Source organism: Prescottella equi (genome assembly GCF_002094305.1).
GTDB classification, from domain to species: domain Bacteria; phylum Actinomycetota; class Actinomycetes; order Mycobacteriales; family Mycobacteriaceae; genus Prescottella; species Prescottella equi.
In genome coordinates, this window is record NZ_LWTX01000002.1 from 303,622 (window position 1) to 320,898 (window position 17,277).

The 17,277-nt window shown below is 68.4% G+C and carries 18 protein-coding genes and 1 tRNA gene; 9 read left to right on the plus strand and 10 right to left on the minus strand.

From position 1 onward, the window contains the following. The first annotated feature begins 142 nt into the window (after positions 1-142). Positions 143-1,711 (plus strand): FUSC family protein, encoded by a 1,569-nt coding sequence (locus A6I89_RS07015; protein ID WP_022594482.1) that lies wholly within the window; start codon positions 143-145, stop codon positions 1,709-1,711. A gap of 71 nt (positions 1,712-1,782) precedes the next feature. Here the strand turns inward: A6I89_RS07015 and A6I89_RS07020 are convergent, their stop codons facing one another. The 3 genes from A6I89_RS07020 to A6I89_RS07030 form a co-directional block, all read right to left on the minus strand. Continuing rightward, complete coding sequence (locus tag A6I89_RS07020) at positions 1,783-2,679, minus strand: universal stress protein (RefSeq protein ID WP_022594480.1); 897 nt, start codon at positions 2,677-2,679, stop codon at positions 1,783-1,785. A gap of 140 nt (positions 2,680-2,819) precedes the next feature. After that, entirely contained in the window at positions 2,820-3,860 is a 1,041-nt protein-coding gene (locus A6I89_RS07025; RefSeq protein ID WP_022594478.1) for an LLM class F420-dependent oxidoreductase, read from the minus strand. Between the two features lie 51 nt (positions 3,861-3,911). Then, on the minus strand, positions 3,912-4,838 hold the full coding sequence (locus tag A6I89_RS07030; protein WP_005514908.1) for a universal stress protein: 927 nt from the start codon (positions 4,836-4,838) through the stop codon (positions 3,912-3,914). A 252-nt stretch (positions 4,839-5,090) separates the two neighbouring features. Between A6I89_RS07030 and A6I89_RS07035 the strand changes: the two genes are divergently transcribed. The 5 genes from A6I89_RS07035 (at position 5,091) to A6I89_RS07055 (ending at position 9,080) form a co-directional block, all read left to right on the plus strand. Beyond that, entirely contained in the window at positions 5,091-5,537 is a 447-nt protein-coding gene (locus A6I89_RS07035) for an RrF2 family transcriptional regulator (RefSeq protein ID WP_005514909.1), read from the plus strand. 31 nt (positions 5,538-5,568) lie between these two features. Continuing rightward, on the plus strand, positions 5,569-6,786 hold the full coding sequence (locus tag A6I89_RS07040) for a globin domain-containing protein (protein WP_022594476.1): 1,218 nt from the start codon (positions 5,569-5,571) through the stop codon (positions 6,784-6,786). Between the two features lie 90 nt (positions 6,787-6,876). Further along, positions 6,877-7,899, plus strand: a complete 1,023-nt coding sequence (locus A6I89_RS07045; RefSeq protein WP_005514913.1) for a Dyp-type peroxidase — start codon at positions 6,877-6,879, stop codon at positions 7,897-7,899. Further along, on the plus strand, positions 7,896-8,696 hold the full coding sequence (locus tag A6I89_RS07050; RefSeq protein ID WP_060934523.1) for a family 1 encapsulin nanocompartment shell protein: 801 nt from the start codon (positions 7,896-7,898) through the stop codon (positions 8,694-8,696). The genes A6I89_RS07045 and A6I89_RS07050 overlap by 4 nt, the downstream gene beginning before the upstream one ends. Before the next feature lie 135 nt (positions 8,697-8,831). After that, the gene (locus A6I89_RS07055; RefSeq protein ID WP_005514916.1) at positions 8,832-9,080 is read left to right on the plus strand and encodes a hypothetical protein; all 249 of its coding nucleotides are present in this window, start codon (positions 8,832-8,834) and stop codon (positions 9,078-9,080) included. Positions 9,081-9,162: 82 nt separating this feature from the next. Here the strand turns inward: A6I89_RS07055 and A6I89_RS07060 are convergent, their stop codons facing one another. Next, positions 9,163-9,996: a M23 family metallopeptidase gene (locus A6I89_RS07060; RefSeq protein WP_022594470.1), complete on the minus strand. Its 834-nt coding sequence runs from the start codon at positions 9,994-9,996 to the stop codon at positions 9,163-9,165. A gap of 328 nt (positions 9,997-10,324) precedes the next feature. On the opposite strand from A6I89_RS07060, the gene A6I89_RS07065 reads away from it, so the two are divergent. Beyond that, a tRNA-Arg gene (locus A6I89_RS07065) sits at positions 10,325-10,397 on the plus strand. 23 nt (positions 10,398-10,420) lie between these two features. On the opposite strand, the gene A6I89_RS07070 is transcribed toward A6I89_RS07065, so the two are convergent. The 4 genes from A6I89_RS07070 to A6I89_RS24595 form a co-directional block, all read right to left on the minus strand. After that, the gene (locus tag A6I89_RS07070; RefSeq protein ID WP_022594469.1) at positions 10,421-11,542 is read right to left on the minus strand and encodes a type I restriction endonuclease; all 1,122 of its coding nucleotides are present in this window, start codon (positions 11,540-11,542) and stop codon (positions 10,421-10,423) included. 139 nt (positions 11,543-11,681) lie between these two features. After that, positions 11,682-12,611, minus strand: coding sequence for a MaoC family dehydratase (locus A6I89_RS07075; protein ID WP_022594468.1), 930 nt, complete (start codon positions 12,609-12,611; stop codon positions 11,682-11,684). A gap of 146 nt (positions 12,612-12,757) precedes the next feature. Continuing rightward, positions 12,758-13,135 carry a hypothetical protein gene (locus tag A6I89_RS07080; RefSeq protein WP_022594467.1) on the minus strand — a complete coding sequence of 126 codons (378 nt, stop codon included), beginning with the start codon at positions 13,133-13,135 and terminating at the stop codon, positions 12,758-12,760. A gap of 90 nt (positions 13,136-13,225) precedes the next feature. After that, the gene (locus tag A6I89_RS24595; RefSeq protein ID WP_162096935.1) at positions 13,226-13,375 is read right to left on the minus strand and encodes a hypothetical protein; all 150 of its coding nucleotides are present in this window, start codon (positions 13,373-13,375) and stop codon (positions 13,226-13,228) included. A 236-nt stretch (positions 13,376-13,611) separates the two neighbouring features. On the opposite strand from A6I89_RS24595, the gene A6I89_RS07085 reads away from it, so the two are divergent. Then, complete coding sequence (locus tag A6I89_RS07085; protein ID WP_005514920.1) at positions 13,612-13,989, plus strand: hypothetical protein; 378 nt, start codon at positions 13,612-13,614, stop codon at positions 13,987-13,989. 7 nt (positions 13,990-13,996) lie between these two features. Here A6I89_RS07085 and A6I89_RS07090 read toward each other — a convergent pair whose 3' ends face one another. After that, the gene (locus A6I89_RS07090; RefSeq protein WP_022594466.1) at positions 13,997-14,383 is read right to left on the minus strand and encodes a hypothetical protein; all 387 of its coding nucleotides are present in this window, start codon (positions 14,381-14,383) and stop codon (positions 13,997-13,999) included. 270 nt (positions 14,384-14,653) lie between these two features. On the opposite strand from A6I89_RS07090, the gene A6I89_RS07095 reads away from it, so the two are divergent. Beyond that, positions 14,654-15,004 (plus strand): MerR family transcriptional regulator, encoded by a 351-nt coding sequence (locus A6I89_RS07095; RefSeq protein WP_005514924.1) that lies wholly within the window; start codon positions 14,654-14,656, stop codon positions 15,002-15,004. A 17-nt stretch (positions 15,005-15,021) separates the two neighbouring features. Here the strand turns inward: A6I89_RS07095 and A6I89_RS07100 are convergent, their stop codons facing one another. Further along, complete coding sequence (locus A6I89_RS07100) at positions 15,022-17,262, minus strand: ATP-dependent DNA ligase (RefSeq protein WP_022594465.1); 2,241 nt, start codon at positions 17,260-17,262, stop codon at positions 15,022-15,024. Positions 17,263-17,277: the final 15 nt, after the last annotated feature.

A 17,277-nucleotide genomic window follows, 5' to 3' on the forward strand; every position in this document is an offset into this window, starting at 1 on the left:
GCCTGTTCGAATCCATTTAACTCCGATCCCTTCCGCCGAGGGGAGGAATCGAGAAGGCCACGAGACCCGGATGCACGGTAGGCGACATTCCCGGTTCGCCTGATTCGATCGCGCCCCCGACCGTTTCGTAACGTAAGGATCCGTGTCGATCGAAGCCCCTCCCCCGATTCCCACCCCGGCGCGGCCCTGGCCCGCGCTGGTGCGCGTGCCGCGGGACGGTCGGCGCTGGCCGGGAACTGCGCGGGCGGCGGTCGCAGTCGCCCTGCCCGGCCTGCTCGGCATCGCACTCGGTCACGGTCCGGCGGCCGCGACGGCCGCTCTCGGCGCCTTCGCGGTCGTGTACGGGGAGAGCCGTCCGTATCGGGTGCGGTGGCGAGCGGTCTCGGCCGCGGCCGGAGTGATGGTGGTCGCGGCCACGCTCGGCGCGGTCGTCGGCAGCGCGGTCCACGAAGCGGCGTCCGCCGATGGGTCCGCGTGGTGGCCCATGGCGCTGGTGCTGACGATGTCGGTATTCGTGGCCGTTGCCGCCTTCGTGGTCGACGCGCTGCGCATCGGCGCGCCGGGCGCCTTCCTTCCGCTGCTCGCGGTGGAGATCGCGTCGGCCCTCCCGGCGGCCGGCGTTCCCGTCGGTCACGTCGTCGGCTGGACCGCGATCGGGGCGGCCACCGCGGTGGCCGTCGCCATGTCCGGATGCGTGCTGCGGCCACGGACCCCCGAGCGCGCGGCGGTGGCGTCGGCGATCGCGGCGGTCGACGCCCTCGACCACGACCGGGGATCGGCGGTGCGACGGCACGCCGCGGTCAAGGCGGTCCACACCGCGTGGCAGTGCCTGCACGACGCCGACCTCGCCGCCCGCGACCATCCCCTCACCGAAGACCTGCGCACCGCGCAGGACCGCTGCGTCGCCCTGTTGCACGGGAGCACTTCGACGCTCGACGCCGACGGCGAGGACCTGTCTCGGAGCGTTCCCGCTCCCCGGCCGACGGTCCGATTCCGGCTCGGCCGCGCGGCGCACCTGCGGAGCCGATCGACGCTCATCGTGGTGCGACTGCTCGTCGCCTGCCCGACAGCGGGTGCGGCCGCGATGCTCCTCGGCGTCGCCCGCCCGGACTGGGCCGTCATCACCGCGGCCATGATCCTGCATCAGGGCCCGGACCGGATCCTGGGGACGTACCGGGCCGTGCACCGGTTCGCCGGGACCGTCCTGGGCCTGGTGATCCTCGCCGCGCTGACCCCGCTCGACCCGACGGGTGCGGCACTCGTCCTCGTGCTGGCCGCGTCGATGGCCGGCATCCAGGCGTACCTCGTCCGCAACTACGGGCTGGCGATGGTGTTCATCACGATCCTCGCGCTGCTGCTCGCCGGGCTCGGGTCACCGGCGGACCTGACGGCGGTGACGCGCGACCGCCTGGTCGAGACGGTGATCGGTGTCGTCGTCGCCGTCGTCGTGCTGTGGGCGGTGCTGCCCGCGTCGTACCGGCGGATCCTCGACGACGCCGACGCCCGGGTCGACGCGACGATCGGACAGGTCGACGCCGCAGCCGACCCCGCCGAGATTCGGGAGCTGCGACGCGCCCTCGAGTTCGACCTGCACTCGGCCACGACGGCCGCTCTGGTCGCGGCCCACACCGACGCCGGCTGGACAGAGACGCGGTGGGCGCGCCATCACGCGCTCAACGAGTCGGGCTATCGGGCCCTGGCCCGCGCCTGAGAGGGTCGAAGACCACACGATTTTCACGGGGCCGCGCGGCGAACCGCACGGCCCCGGCGAAAAGCTCGGATCTAGGTGCCCGACGGCACGATCAGCACCGGGCAATCGGCGGTGTGCAGCATCGCGCGACTGGTCGAACCCAGCAGCATGCCCTTGAAGCCGCCCCGGCCGCGAGTGCCGACGACGATCAACTGCGCCTGCTCGGCGTACTCGCTGAGCACCCGCACCGGACGGTCACGCGCGACCACACGCTCGACGGTCACATCCGGGTAGCGCTCCTGCCAGCCCGCGAGCCGCTCGGCGAGCACCACTTCCTCACCCGTCTGGATACGGCTCCAGTGCGGGTCGTCCGGTGTCGCGCCGAGCGACGGCTGCACGCTGACATCGCTCCACACATTGACCGCGACCAGGGTGGCGCCGCGCATCGCGGCCTCCTCGAACGCTGCAGCGACGGCGGGCTTGCAGGACTCGGAGCCGTCGACGCCCACGACGATCGGACCCTCGATGGGCGGATGCCCGTCGAGCGTGCGACCACGAACCACGGCGACGGGGCACTCGGAGTGCGCGGCCACCGCGGCCGTCACCGAACCGACGACCAGCCCGGTGATCTCACCGTGGCCGTGCGAGCCGAGGACCACCATCCACGCCTGCTTCGACAGGTCGATCAGCAGCGGCGCCGGCCGGCCCTCGAGTTCCTCGGTCGTGATCTCGATCGCCGCGTTGTCGTCGGCCGACTGCCGGGCGAGGACCTGTGCGCTGTCGAGGCGGGCGCGGGCGGTGTCGTGCAGCTCGTCCTGGAAGCTGCGTGCCAGGTAGGGCTCGGAGTAGTAGAACGCCGGGATGTGTACGGCGGTCACGATGTGCAGGCGACGCTGATGGGCCGCGGCGGCACGGGCCGCCCAGACCACCGCGTTCGATGCCGCTTCGGAACCGTCTACTGCGACGACGATCGCATCTGTTGCGCTCATGGATTCTGATTCTCCTTCACACCCGCGGTGTGTTCCGGGACCTGTCGAGACCCATTGTCCTGATTTCCGGCGGCCCGCGTGTGGGTCTTCGGTCCCGGGCGAGCCGTGACGCTCGGCACGTCACGGCTCGCCGGGGTCCGTCAGTCGACGAGCGCGCGCAACTGCTCGATGAGCGCGACGCGCCCGGCACGGTCTGCGGCCAGCGGCATCACGTTGAGAGTGGTGGCGCCGGCGGCCGCGAAGGCCGCGACCCGTTCCTTGACGAAACTCTCGGTGCCGATCAAGGAGATCGCGCGCACGAGGTCGTCGGGCACGGCGGCGGTGGCCTCCGCCTTCTTGCCGGCCAGGTACAGGTCCTGGATCTTCTCGGCCTCCTCCTCGTACCCGTAGCGGCACGCGAGGTCGTTGTAGAAGTTCTTGCCCTTGGCGCCCATGCCGCCGATGTAGAGCGCCAGATTCGGCTTGATCCACTCCAGCATGGGCTCGACGTCGTCGCCGATCGCCAGCGCCGGGCTCGCGTAGATCTGCAGGTCGCCCAGGCTCGGATCACGCTTGACCTTGCCCGTCGCGAGCGCGTCGCCCCACACCGCGTCGGCCTTCTCCGGGTGGAAGAAGATCGGTTCCCAGCCCTCCGCGATCTCCGCGGTCAGCGCCACGTTCTTCGGTCCGAGCGAGGCGATGACGATCGGAATCCGGTCGCGCACGGGGTGGTTGATGAGCTTGAGCGGCTTGCCCAGCCCCGTGCCCTGGTCGGCGGGCAGCGGCACCTTGTAGTACTTGCCCTGGTACTCGACCTTCTCCCGCCGCCACACCTGACGACAGATGTCGACGAGCTCGCGGGTGCGGCCGAGCGGCGCGTCGTACTTGACGCCGTGGAAGCCCTCGATCACCTGCGGGCCCGACGCCCCGATACCCATCACGAATCGGCCGTTCGAGACGTAGTCCAGACCCGCCGCGGTCATCGCGGTGAGGCTCGGGGTGCGGGTGTAGATCTGGAAGATGCCCGACGCCAACTCCACCGTCGACGTCTTCGCCGCGAGGTAGCCGATCTGGCTGACCGCGTCGAACGAGTACGCCTCGGGGACGAAGACGATGTCCAGGCCCGCCCGTTCGAGGTCGGCGACCTCCTCGACGGTCTCGGCGAATCCGCCGCTGTAGTTCAAGCCCATACCGATGCGCACTTCGGCGACCCCATTCCGTATTTACCTGTGACGGACGTTACGGAGTGGACTCTACGACCGCTCGGGCCGAACCACCATCACGGGGCACTGCGCCTTCTGGACCAGCTCGTTGCTGGTCGAGCCCAGCAGCAATCCGCGGAATCCGCCGCGACCACGGCTGCCGACCACCACGAGCTGCGCCTTCTGGGACCACGCCAGCAGATGGGTGCGGGGTCCGTCGATGTACAGCTCGCGCTGGACCTCGACGTCCGGGTAGCGATCGCGCCAACCGGCGAGACGTTCGGAGAGGACCTCACGCTCGGCGTCCTCGAACGCACGCGGATCCCGGATCGCGCTGCGGCCACCGGCCAGGGTGCCGTGCGGGGTGTCGCTCCAGGCGTGCACGGCGACCAGGGGGACCCCGCGCAGCGCCGCCTCCTCGAACGCCACCGCGGTGGCGCGCTCGCTCGTCTGGCTGCCGTCGATGCCGACGACGACGGGGCCCTGGCTGGGCACCTCGCCGTCGCGCTGGTGCACCACGACGACCGGGCACACGCCGTGGCTGGCGGCATTGACCGCCGTCGAACCGATGCCGCCCGCCGCACCGCTGCCGGACGCGCCGAGGACGAGCGCGCGCGAATCCTCCGACAACGAGACGAGCCAGCGGGCGCCGCCCATCGTGGAGATCTCGGTGGACAGCGTCAGGTCGGCGGAGACTTCGCGGGCGGCCGCGGCGGCGCGGGCGAGGATCTCCTTGCCCTCGTCCTCCATCCAGTCGTAGATCCCGGCGACATCGAGGTAGGGCGCCCCGTAGGTGTACGGCGAGAAGTTGAGGGCGTGGATGATTCGCAGGGTGAGGTTGCGCTCCGCGCACATCCGCGCGGCCCAGACGACGGCCGCCTGGGCGGCGTCCGATCCGTCGACGCCGACGATCACCGAGTTCTCGTCCCTGGCGACCGACGGTTCCTCGACGCCCTGCTGCATGCCCTCTGCGGTCATCCCGCTCACCCTCTTCCGTTTGCGACGAATCGGTGTGGCATTCGTGGTCGATCCTGCCCCGGACCGAACCGATCGAGGTGCCACCTCCGACGTTAGTCACTCGGGCCTGTTTGCGTGGGGATGCCACGGTCCCGAGTGGTTCGGGACCAAAGTCCCGTCCGCCCAGGCCCAAGGTCGGGACTTCGTCTCCGGCACCGCGACCCGCGTCACATCTAATTGGAATCGCAGATACCAATTTTCTACGGTCGAGACATGCAGCTGACGCAGTTCACCGATCTGGGCCTGCGGATCGTCATGCGCCTGGCCACCGACCCGGCCGGGTCGGGCGGTCCCAGCACCCGCGCGGTCGCCGAGCAGCTCGCCGTCTCGTACACGCACGCGACCAAAGTGGTTGCGCGACTGAGCGAACTCGGCGTCGTGACGACACGCCGTGGGCGCGGCGGTGGGCTGGCGATCACCGATCTCGGTCGCACCGCGTCGGTGGGCTGGTTGACCCGTCAGCTCGAGGGCGACGGCGAGGTCGTGACCTGCGAGGGCGACAAGCCGTGCCCGCTGCGTCGGGGCTGCCGGCTCAGGTCGTCCCTGCGCGTCGCCCAGGACGCGTTCTACACCGCACTCGACGCGATGACCGTCCGCGACCTCGCCGCCCCCACCCCCACAACCGTGCTGCCGGTACCCGACTCACCGGCAGTGACCTAACCGTAGAAACCCGACCGACAAGGAGAATCCGATGCTCTCGGAGGCCTCGAAGGAAACCGTCCGCGCGACCCTGCCCGTCGTGGGCGCGGCGATCGGCGACATCACGACGCTGTTCTACCGCAAGATGTTCGACGCCCACCCGGAGCTCGAGCGGGACCTGTTCAACCGGGGCAACCAGCGCCAGGGTGAGCAGCAGAAGGCACTTGCGGGCGCCGTCGCCGCGTTCGCGACGCTGCAGCTCGAGCCCGACCCCGAGCGGGTGGACGCGATCCTGTCGCGCATCGCACACAAGCATGCCTCGCTCGGGATCATCGCGGACCAGTACTGGATCGTGCACAAGCACCTGTTCGAGGCGATCGTCGAGATCCTCGGCGAGGCCGTCACGCCCGAGGTCGCGTCGGCGTGGGACGAGGTCTACTGGCTGATGGCGAACACGCTGATCGCGATGGAGGCCGGGTTGTACGAGAAGGCCGGTGTCGCAGCCGGTGACGTGTGGCGCGCAGTGCGGGTGACGCGCCGCGAGCACCAGTCGGCGGACACCGTCTCCTTCACGCTCGCCTCGGCGGAGAACACTCCACTCCCCACGTTCGCCCCCGGCCAGTACATCTCGGTCGCCGTCCATCTGCCGGACGGCGCGCGGCAGATCCGGCAGTACAGCCTCGCCTGCGGCCCCACCGACGAACAGTGGCGGATCACCGTCAAGCGCATCGCGGGCGGGACGCTGGCCGACGGTACCCCCGCACCCGCCGGTGAGGTATCGAACTTCCTGTACGACAACGTCTTCGAAGGGGACGAGCTGGCCGTGTCGCTGCCCTTCGGCGATCTCGTCCTGCCCGACGACGACGCGCCGCTGCTGCTGGTCTCGGCCGGCATCGGCTGCACCCCGATGATCGGCATGCTCGAGCACCTCGCGTCCACCGAGGACCAGCGCAGCGTGTCCGTGCTGCACGCCGACCGATCCGTCGCGCAGCACGCGCACCGCGCCGAGCTCACCGAACTGGTCGAGAAGCTGCCGTCGGGCGTGGTGCACCGCTGGTACGAGGATCTGGGGGCGCGCGAGGCGTTCGACGGAATCCGGCTGGGCCGTGCGGATCTGACCGACGTCACGCTCGAGCCCGGCACCCGCGCCTTCCTCTGCGGCCCGCTGCCGTTCATGTTGGCGATGAAGGAGTCGCTCCTCGCCCGCGACGTGCCCGAGTCGAACATCCACTACGAGGTCTTCGGCCCGGATACCTGGGCGGGGGTATAGGCGCTTCGCGCCCGTGCGCCTTTTTGGTAGCTACAGCTACCGAAAAGGCGCACGGGCGACGGAGTCGCCCGGAGTGTTCTAACGTAAGGCGTGGCCCGATCTCAGTTGATCCTGACGCCGCTGACACCAGCGGCGATCTTCCTCGTGCTCACCATCGACGAGGGTGGTGAGGACACCGTCCGCGACGTGCTCTCGGACGTCGACGGCCTGCGCAAGGCCGTCGGATTCCGGGTACCCGACTCCGGATTGGTGTGTGTCGCCTCCATCGGTTCGTCCGCGTGGGACCGCCTGTTCGACGGCCCGCGGCCCGCGGAGCTGCACGAGTTCGTCGAACTCGACGGCGGCCGGCACCGCGCCCCCGCGACACCGGGCGATCTGCTGTTCCACCTTCGTGCGGTGTCGATGGACCTGTGCTTCGAGTTGGCGTCGAAGATCGTCGGACGGCTGCGCGGCGCCGCGACCGTCGTCGACGAGACGCACGGCTTCCGCTACTTCGAGCAGCGCGACCTGCTGGGGTTCGTCGACGGGACCGAGAACCCGGAAGGCGTCGAGGCTGCCGAGGCCGCCCTCGTGGGCGACGAGGACCCCGACTTCACCGGCGGCAGCTACGTCATCGTGCAGAAGTACCTGCACGACATGGACTCGTGGAACGCGATCTCCACCGAGGAGCAGGAACGCGTCATCGGCCGCACCAAGCTGGACGACATCGAGTTCGCCGACGACGTCAAGCCGTCGAACTCTCATGTCGCGCTGAACACCATCACCGACGAGGACGGCGACGAGCGGCAGATCCTGCGCGTCAACATGCCGTTCGGCAGCCTCGGTGACGGCGAGTTCGGCACGTACTTCATCGGGTACGCGGCGACGCCGTCGGTCACCGAGGAGATGCTGCGGAACATGTTCATCGGCAAGCCCGAAGGCAACACCGACCGCATCCTCGACTTCTCCACGGCCGTCACCGGCGGCCTGTTCTTCTCCCCCACCGTCGAGTTCTTCGACGATCTCCCGCCGGCGCCGGCCATCCGGAACGCCGACACCGAAGGCACGAGCCCGTCTCCCGCCGCTGACGGATCACTCGGAATTGGCAGTCTGAGAAGGAGTTCCAACCGATGAACAACCTCTACCGCGGTCTCGCCCCCCTCACCGACGCCGCCTGGGCGTCGATCGAGGAGGAGGCGACCCGAACCTTCAAGCGGCACATCGCGGGACGTACCGTCGTCGACGTCTCCGGCCCGCACGGCACCGACTTCTCCGCGGTCGGGCTGGGACGCACCACCATGATCGAGGCCCCCGCCTCCGGTGTGATGGCCCGCCAGCGCCGAGTGGCTCCACTGGTCGAGTTGCGCGTCCCGTTCAAGCTCTCGCGCGAGGAGATCGACAACGTCGAACGTGGCGCGCAGGACGCGGACTGGGATGCGGTCAAAGATGCCGCGAAGAAGATCGCGTTCGCCGAGGATCGGGCGATCTTCGAGGGCTACGCCGCGGCCGGCATCGAGGGGATCCGGGCGAGCTCGTCGAACCCGCCGCTGCAGCTGCCCGAGGACGTCCGAGACGTACCCGAGGTCATCAGCCAGGCGCTGTCCGAACTGCGCCTGGCCGGCGTCGACGGCCCCTACTCGGTGCTGCTGAGCGCCGAGGCGTACACGCAGGTGAGCGAGACGTCGGACCACGGCTACCCGATTCGCGAGCACATCCGACGCCTCATCGACGGCGACATCATCTGGGCACCGGCGATCGACGGGGCGTTCGTGCTGACCACGCGCGGCGGCGACTTCGACCTGCAGATCGGGCAGGACCTGTCGATCGGCTACCTGTCGCACGACGCGGAGACCGTCGAGCTGTACTTCCAGGAGTCGCTGACGTTCCTCACGTACACCGGCGAGGCGTCGGTCGCACTCGGGGCGCGCTGACCGCACCCGGAGTGGTTGCTCACACCGACCGAACGCAGGGTTGACAGGCCCACAGGAGCGAAGGCTAACCTAATCTCTGTTGCCTGGACGGCGACGGAGGACCCGGTCGACCCGGGGGTACGAGGAGCAGCTTTCGTGATCGAGGACCTGATCGAACTCGCCCATACGCAGGGCGTCGTGTGCGAGACGTCGGTCGGCCCCGACGGTTGCGACGAGTACGTCCTCGCTTGCGCGGACGGTGTGACGACGGTCCGGTTGTGGGTGCGTCCGGACGGCCGCTTCTCCCGCGCGCACGGCAATGCGGGATCGCTGAGCCTCGGTCAGGTCATGGCGGTGTGCGGCCTGTCCTACGCGGCCCGTACGTCCGCCGCGCCGGCCGCCTGAGCTCCGCGGATCTCGGCGCACCACTCGAACGACAAAGTCCCCGCCCGGATGGGCGGGGACTTTGCGTCGTTTCGGGATCGGCTCACATGGTGGCCGAGGCACCTCGCCACGTGACCGCGACACCGCGCTCCTCGAGCCACGAGGACGGGTCGATCTTGGCGCCGCCCGGGCTCCACACCTCGAAGTGCAGGTGCGGGCCGGTGGACTGACCGCGGTTGCCGACGGTGGCGATCTGCTGGCCGGCGACGACGTGCTGGCCGACGTTCACCTGGTAGTCGTTGACGTGGCCGTAGACCGTGGTGGTGCCGTCGTCGTGCTTGACGCGCACCCACAGGCCGAAGCCGGACGCGGGACCGGCGTCGACGACAACGCCGTCCGCTGCCGCGTACACCGGGGTACCGATCGGTGCCGCGATGTCGAGGCCGCCGTGATGGCTGCCCCAGCGCGGTCCGAAGTCGGAGGTGAGCGTGCCGGAGACCGGCTTCACGGCGCGCGCGTTGGGCGTGCCCACCGAACCGAAGGCGGCCTCGGCGGCGGCCGTGAGGTTGTCGACGACGTCCTGCACCTGCGGGAGTTCAGCCGGGATCTCGATCGTCTTGGCCTGCTGGATCAGTTCCTGTGCGGACGGCACCGCCGGAGCTGCGGGCAACTCGGGGAGCTGGAACTGCGGAAGTTCGACGCCCGCAGGCAGCAGTCCGGCGGGGACCTGGAGTGGCGCGGGAGCCGGGGCGGCGGCGGCACTGCCGGCGCCGAGCTGGGCACCCGCGGTGATGATCGCGCCCGTCGCCGCGGCAACCGTGGCGGCCTTCAAGCCTGCGCCGGGACCGGAGGTCTCCTCACGGTGGCGGCCGCGCCGGAGCGTCGGGTCGAGCTCGATGAGAACAGCGTCTGCTGACGTCCGGTGATGGCGTCCCACAGTCAATTACCTCGTCAATCGGTTTCTTCGGCCGCACACTCCGGAGTGCACTCGATCTTGCTGCCGGGCCAAGGTAACAAATCCATATACGTCCCCGCCAGCGTTACCTGATCTTTATTTTCGAGTTGCCGCATCAGTGCTGGGAGCGCGCCCGATCGACGCGCGGTCGCGGGGCGGCCACCGGGCGTGTCGGCGCGGCGCGGCGGATCAGCCGCACCAGCAACCCCACCCCCTCGCACGACCCCGTCCGACCGATTCATCTCGGACGCCCTCCGGCCGCTACACTCCCTAACTGCGGAACAGCGCGACTCCCGTTCGCCCCGCCCCCGCCCTCGTAGCTCAGGGGATAGAGCACGGCTCTCCTAAAGCCGGTGTCGCAGGTTCGAATCCTGCCGAGGGCACTTCACTTGATCTGTCCGTAAACTCAGTCAGCAGTGGCGACCTCGACGTACCCTCGGACGGTGGAGCGGATCTGTTCCGCGAACTTGTAGATGTCGACGACAGTCTCGATGTCGTGACGGATGCCCACCTTGCTGCCGTCTTCGAAGGTCGTCACGAACTTCACCGATTTTCCGTTCAAGTGCAATCGAAGAATCGGCTTGCGGTTGTTGTCGTCGAGGAGCACGGCGCAATAGCTCTTCGAATCGCGATAGACGACCCGATGGGGCGCAACGTCGGCGACCGCGATGGCACGCACGATGTTGAACCCCTCGAGTTCCTCATCGGTTGTCACGATCTCCGGATCTGGCACCTCCGGTGCCAGAACGTCGTCGCGAGCGATGATATCTACGACTTCGACATTCGAAGTCGCAATTTCATCGCGCCCGACTCCTTCACCCAGTGCACTCTTCAGGCGCTCGTTGACTTGGTCCGAAACGTACTGGCTTGTCGCCTTGGAGACGAGTCCACGGAACTGATCGACAACTCGCTGCGTCGCCTTACCGTCGTAAACCCTCGCGACGAAGTACCTGATCCAATCGTCCGTCGGTTCCTTGATCTCGTTCGCGAGTGCTCGCTTGACCAAGCCGATGTACTTCAGTTCCTCCGCTGCACTGATCACCGATTCGAGGTCGAAGGATTCCTTCGACAGCTTCTGAACCTCGGAGATCAACGAACGATCGATGTCGAGGAGGTCGAACACAAGAAAAGGCTTCTCATCCATCCGGTTCGGAGCGTCACCGTCTGTGTAGATCTGGTACACCTGACCGTTCGTCAAGATCGCGATGCGAGCGGAGGTAACCGCAAAGTACCGAAACAGTTGGGAGGCATGCTGCAAGCTGAGCGGCTCCCCAACCTTCTTGCACTCGATGAGGATCTGCACCTCGCCGTTCTTCACGATGGCGTAGTCGATCTTCTCCCCCTTCTTGACGCCCACATCCGCAACGAACTCGGGGACCACTTCTGACGGGTCGAAGACGTCATAGCCGAGGACCGTTGAGATGAACGGCATGATGAGCGCGTTCTTGGTCGCTTCCTCGGTGACGATCTCCGACTTCCTGTCACGAACCTTGCCCGCGAGTGTGCTGATCGCTTCGGCAAATGTCATTCTCCAACCCCCTGGTTCACGAGATAGTGGCCTCGAGCAGGAAGTAGAGCACAGCGGAGGGACAAAAGCGCCAAATTGGTGAAAGCACCAATTCGCACGAAACTATGCGGACACGAGCGTCCTATCCATCCCTCGACGCCTAGTCCACCAGAACCTCCGCGGCACCGCTGAAGACCGGCACGCCCTGCTGATTCGTCGTGGTGAGTGCGATATCGGCGACGGTCCCGCCGTCGTCGCTCGCCCGGACGGCGGTGATCTCGACGCGCGCGGTGAGAGTGTCCCCGGGCCAGACCTGCGAGACGATCCGGCCACCGAACGACCGGACGCTCGCGTGACCGAAACGGTCGGTGACGGCCCGGCCGGTCATGCCCATCGTCAGCATGCCGTGCGCGAAGACACCCGGGTGCCCGCGATCGCGCGCGTACACGTCGTCGCTGTGCAGCGGATGGAAGTCGCCGGACGCACCCGCGTACATGACGATCTGCGCCCGCGTCAGATCCTCGACCAGCACGACGGTCCATGCGCTTCCGACCGTGAGATCCTGTGCGGCCGAGCCGTGTTCGACGACCGGTGCTGGTCGGGAGGATGAGCGATCGGCCGCTGCGGCGGGGGACGGCGCGTCCGGTTTGCGCTCGACCATGGCGGAGACCCAGCGCGCGGTCGCGACGAGTTCACCATCGAAATCGCGGTAGTCGGTGAGGGTCTCGCCGAACGTCATCGTCCCGGCGCGGCGTCCGCTCTTCTCCCAGGTGGCGCCGGGCCGCGATGCGGCGGTCAGGACGTCACCGGCACGGACGGGGCGACGGAACGTGAAGTGTTGCTCCATGTGGAATCCGGACTGCTGCGCGCTGTCACGCGGTCGCGACCCGAGCCACGAGGTTCCCGGCCGCGGGCGGCGCGCGTAGGCGGGATCGAAGTGGTCGGCAGCCATCAGGAACGTCGGTGGTGCGACGAGCGCGTCCGGGCCGGTGGCCGCCAGACGCCCGACGTCCTCGAAGACAGGATCGAAATCGCCGACCGCACGCGCGAACTGCATGAGGTGCGAACCGTGCACGACAAACCCGAACATGCCACCTGCTTTCAGAGGGTTGAGAGGGTTCAGGGGGAGGGACGATCTGCCTTACGCATGAATGCTCCGGACAAACGTCACACACCTCCGGCCCCGCCCGCGGCCCGCCACTCGGTGAGTGGGACCTGCCCCCATCCGGCAACCGGTCAGGGCGCCGGATCAGCTGTCTGCAGTACCACCGGGTCGATCGCCTCGCCGCACGCCGCGGTGACGAAGGCCTCGTGCGCCGTCATCGCCTCTTCTTCCGTTGCATACCAACGGTGTTCGAGCGTCTCGTGGTCCCGGTCGAAGACCGCAGCCTCGAAGATCAGCGGAGGCCCGGAATCGTTCTCGCCGTTGAAGTCGAGACCGATCCACACCGTCGAGACGTCGCGGATCCAGTCCAGGTCCGCCATGTCGAGAATCGTGGTGGACCCGACCCTGTCGTAGCCGGGGCGTCCGAGAAGTCGCTCGGCCTCGTCCGCGGAGATCGGTCGCCCCGCACGGTCGTACCATTGCCGTCCCGCCCCGACACGATCCGTCATCGCCCGCCTCCGTCCCACCGCGCGTAGTGCGCACGCCCGCTCAGCGAAAACCTACCGGGCGGCGGCATCCGGCCGCTCCGCGAGCTTCCTTCACGGCACCATCACCCCCAGGACCGACGTCCCGAACACGACGAGCCCACCGACGAGGCCCGCGAGGATCACGAGCCCCGACGTGGGGTGATCGAGCAGCGAATCCGCCTGCACCTCTTCCTTCGAACTCGACACTGCCGAACTCGCCACCGTCTCCATCTCGCACCACCGAATCTCACGACGTCGTCGACCGGACCGGCCGACGTGAACAACGTTAATCTATGCCCTATGGTATAGATTTACTGAGCGAAATGGTTGAGACAAGGTGCGCGGCACCAGATAGGAAACTGACGAACTCCAGTTCACACCCGAAGGGTCCGCCGGCAACCGCCCGAGACCCGCGCACCGCCGACAGCGTTCGGTGGCCCGAGAGAGAGACGAGCGACATGGCACGCAAGCACGAGTACTTCACGGACCTCTACACCGACGCCCTGATCGGCTTCGCCGCCTTCACCCACCTGCCGGCCTCGGTAGTGAAGACCGCACTCGGCTACGCGATCCGCGCCGACGCCGGATCCGGGCGCATCCTGCTGGCCACGAACAGCGAGCTGGGCTTGGCGGACGTCCGCAGCGACCTCGACCTCTGGACGGTCCAGGTCCTGCAGAACTCGCCGGCCGGTGCGCACCCGATCGCGGAGGAAACCGATCGCGACCTGATCGTCGCCTACGGCCGCGCGGTGGAGCGCCTCGAGCTCGAGGGCGCGTGGTCCCCCGTCGAGGTGGCACTCGATCGCCCCGTCACGGTGGTCGAGGGCGCAGCCTAGAGGTGGCTCAGGCTTCGCTCGCGACGCCGACCGGCAACTTCGCCAGTTCCCCGAACTTGGCGTCGGAGTCGATCCAGTTCGCCGAGCGGCGCAGGCAGTCGAGCGCCTGGTCGAAGGCATCGGCCAGCCATTCGTCCTCGGCCTCTGCGAGCAGTTCGTCGGCAGCGCCTTCGGACAGCTGGAAGAACGCGACGTGCCAGGCCTCGATGGCGTCGACGTCGCTGGTCAGGCCGTCCTCCGAGTTGGTCGCCAGGACGTAGCGATTGAACTCGAAATCGACGCGGATCGCGTAACGGTCATGGAGGTTGACGATGTTGGCGGGACGGTGCGTGGCGGCTGCAAGCGCGATCAGAGCATCGGTGTACCGCGCTGTGTGTTCCTGCGTGCGGGGCATGCGCCCTCATCTCTGACTTGAAGTGGCCCCCGTAACCCACGGTGGCAGCCGGCGCACCGGGGTGGCTGCGAACCCACCCCGCACGTTTCGCCCGATCGATCGTAACGGCACCGACCACGATTTCGGCAAGCCACAGGCCGTGGTTGACCCGACCAGAGGAGGTTATCTGTGTAGACGAGAAACACTTTTCGATCCCAGGATCCGCATGCCCGATCGCTGCGATCGGCGTCCCACGCACGATTCGCAGCACTGTACGAAGCGGAGGATTCGATGCACAGTCACACCCACGAGCGACCCACCCGCTCCTACGGCTCCGCCGCCGCCCCCGTCGACCGGGGGGTGTACGGCATCTCGGTCACCGCCGAACTGTCCGGAGTCGGCCCCCAAACCCTGCGCCTGTACGAGCGCCGCGGACTGCTCGCCCCGGACCGCACCGGCGGCGGCACCCGACGCTACAGCCACGAGGACCTCGAGCGGCTGCGCCGCATCACCGAACTCGTCGAGCTCGGCGTCAATCTCACCGGCATCCGCGAGATACTCGCCCTCGAGGACCAGCAGTCGGCACTGCGCGCGGAGATCGCGGAACTCACCCACGCCTCGCCGGAACGGCGCCTGGGCTGATCGCCGGGCGACGGCTCCTATTCGATGCGAACGTCGTCGGGAGACTTGTCGTCCCGTAGCCCGCGCCACGCCGGGTGCCGCAGGCGCCCGGCGTCGGTGCGTTCCCGGTACCGCACCTCACCGACGACGCTCGGCGTCACCCACACGGTATCCCGGTCGACGTCGGGTACCTCGCCGGCGAAGGGGCTCGATTCGCGTTCGAGGGGTCCGAGCAACTCGATCAGCCGTTCGCGCTCCCGTTCGCTGAACCCGGTCCCGACCCGTCCGACGTACCGCAGCCCGGCCTTGTCGGGAACACCCAGCAGTAGCGACCCGATGCCTGCCTCGCGGGCACCGCGGCCCCGCCGCCATCCCCCGATCACCACTTCCTGCGTGAGCCAGTTCTTCGTCTTGATCCACGCCGTCCCGCGGCGACCCGGCAGGTAGATCGAGTCGCGACGCTTCGCGACGACGCCCTCGAGGTCCTTGCTCTGCGCGCGCACGTCCGCGACGCCGCCCGTCAACTGCGGTGGCACGTCGAGGCCCACGGTGGCCGCGGCCAGCGCGTCGAGGATCCGTCGGCGATCGTCGTAGCGCTTGCGGAGCAGCGAGACCCCGTCGAGGTACAGGATGTCGAAGGCCCGGAACTGAGGGACGCCGCCGGCCTGAAGCGCGGGAAAACTGGTGTTGCCGTGCGAGTCCAGGCTCACCACCTCGCCGTCGAGCACCACTCGATGCCCGTCGAGAGCCGCCGCGAGCGCCTGCAACGCCGGATAGCGTTCGGTCACATCGTTTCCCGCCCGCCCTCGCAACCGCACCGTCGTGCCGTCGAATTCGACGATCAGTCGGATGCCGTCCCACTTTCCCTCGAACGCCCACTGCTCGGGTTCGAGCCCGTCGAGCGTGCCGGCGGTGGCGAGCATCGGGGCGAGCCCGCGGGGCAGATCGGCGGCACCACCGTCATCCTTCATCAGGTGCATCAGCCACTGGTCGCCCTCGGTGCGGATGAGCGCGTATCGCCCCTGGGCCCGCTGCCCGGACAGTCGCACGATCACCTCGTCGTCGCGCCATTTCTCCGGCTCGTACGTCCCCGCGTCCCAGATGCTCACGGTGCCGCCGCCGTACTCGCCCTTGGGAATCGATCCCGCGAAGCTCGCGTACTCGAGCGGGTGGTCCTCGGTGTGAACGGCCAGACGGTTCTCCTTCGACGACGTCGGCAGCCCGCGGGGTACCGCCCACGACACCATCACTCCGTCACGTTCGAGACGGAAGTCGTAGTGCAGGCGTCGGGCGTGGTGCTCCTGGATCACGAACGAATTGCCCTCGCCGCCTTCGGCCGCGGTCTGCGGGATCGGTTCGGGCGTACGGTCGGCGTCGCGCTTGCGGCGGTACTCGGTGAGGGCATCCATCCGCGGATCGAGGTCGGCGATGAGGTCGCCGTCCCGCTGGAACCGGTCGAGGACCTCGTCGAACCGCAGATGCCGCAGGCCCGGATCCTCGAGTTCGTCCCAGGTCCGCGGCGCCGCCACGGTGGGTGCCGCCCGGCCGCGCAACGAGTACGGCGCAATGGTGGTCTTCGCCGCGTTGTTCTGGCTCCAGTCCACGAAGACGCGCCCCGCCCGCACCGATTTCGCCATCGTCGCCGTCACCAAATCGGGGTGCAACTGTTCCAAGCTGGTCGCGACCTTCCGCGCGACAGTGGACGCTCCGCCCGGCGCAAGGGTCCGGTCCAACGGCACGTACACGTGAATCCCTTTGCTGCCACTGGTGACCGGGTACGCCGTCCAGCCCAGGCTCGCCACCAGGTCCCGCACCGCGGCGGCCACCCGCGCGCACTCCGCGAGCCCCACACCGTCACCGGGATCGAGATCGAACACCAGCCGCGTCGCAGGCCCCGGCTCGCCGTCGACGAAGCGCCACTGCGGAACGTGGACCTCGAGCGCCGCCTGCTGGCCGATCCACACCAGGGCCGCAGCGGAATCGATCACCGGGTACCGCACCGCCCGGTCCTTGTGATGGACCGCGTGACGCGTGAGCCAGTCCGGTGCGGACGCAGCGAGGTTCTTCTCGAAGAACGACGGCTCGTCGACCCCGTTCGGCCAGCGCTTGCGGGTCACCGGACGATCCACGACGTGCGGCAGCATCGCCGGTGCGATCGCCTCGTAGTAGTCGATCACCTCGCCCTTGGTCACTGCGGGGCCGTTCGCGGTGGCCGGATAGAGCACCTTGTCGAGGCGGCTCACCGCCACCCGTCGTCCGTCGATGGTGCGCGTCGGCATCGGTCACCTCCCGTC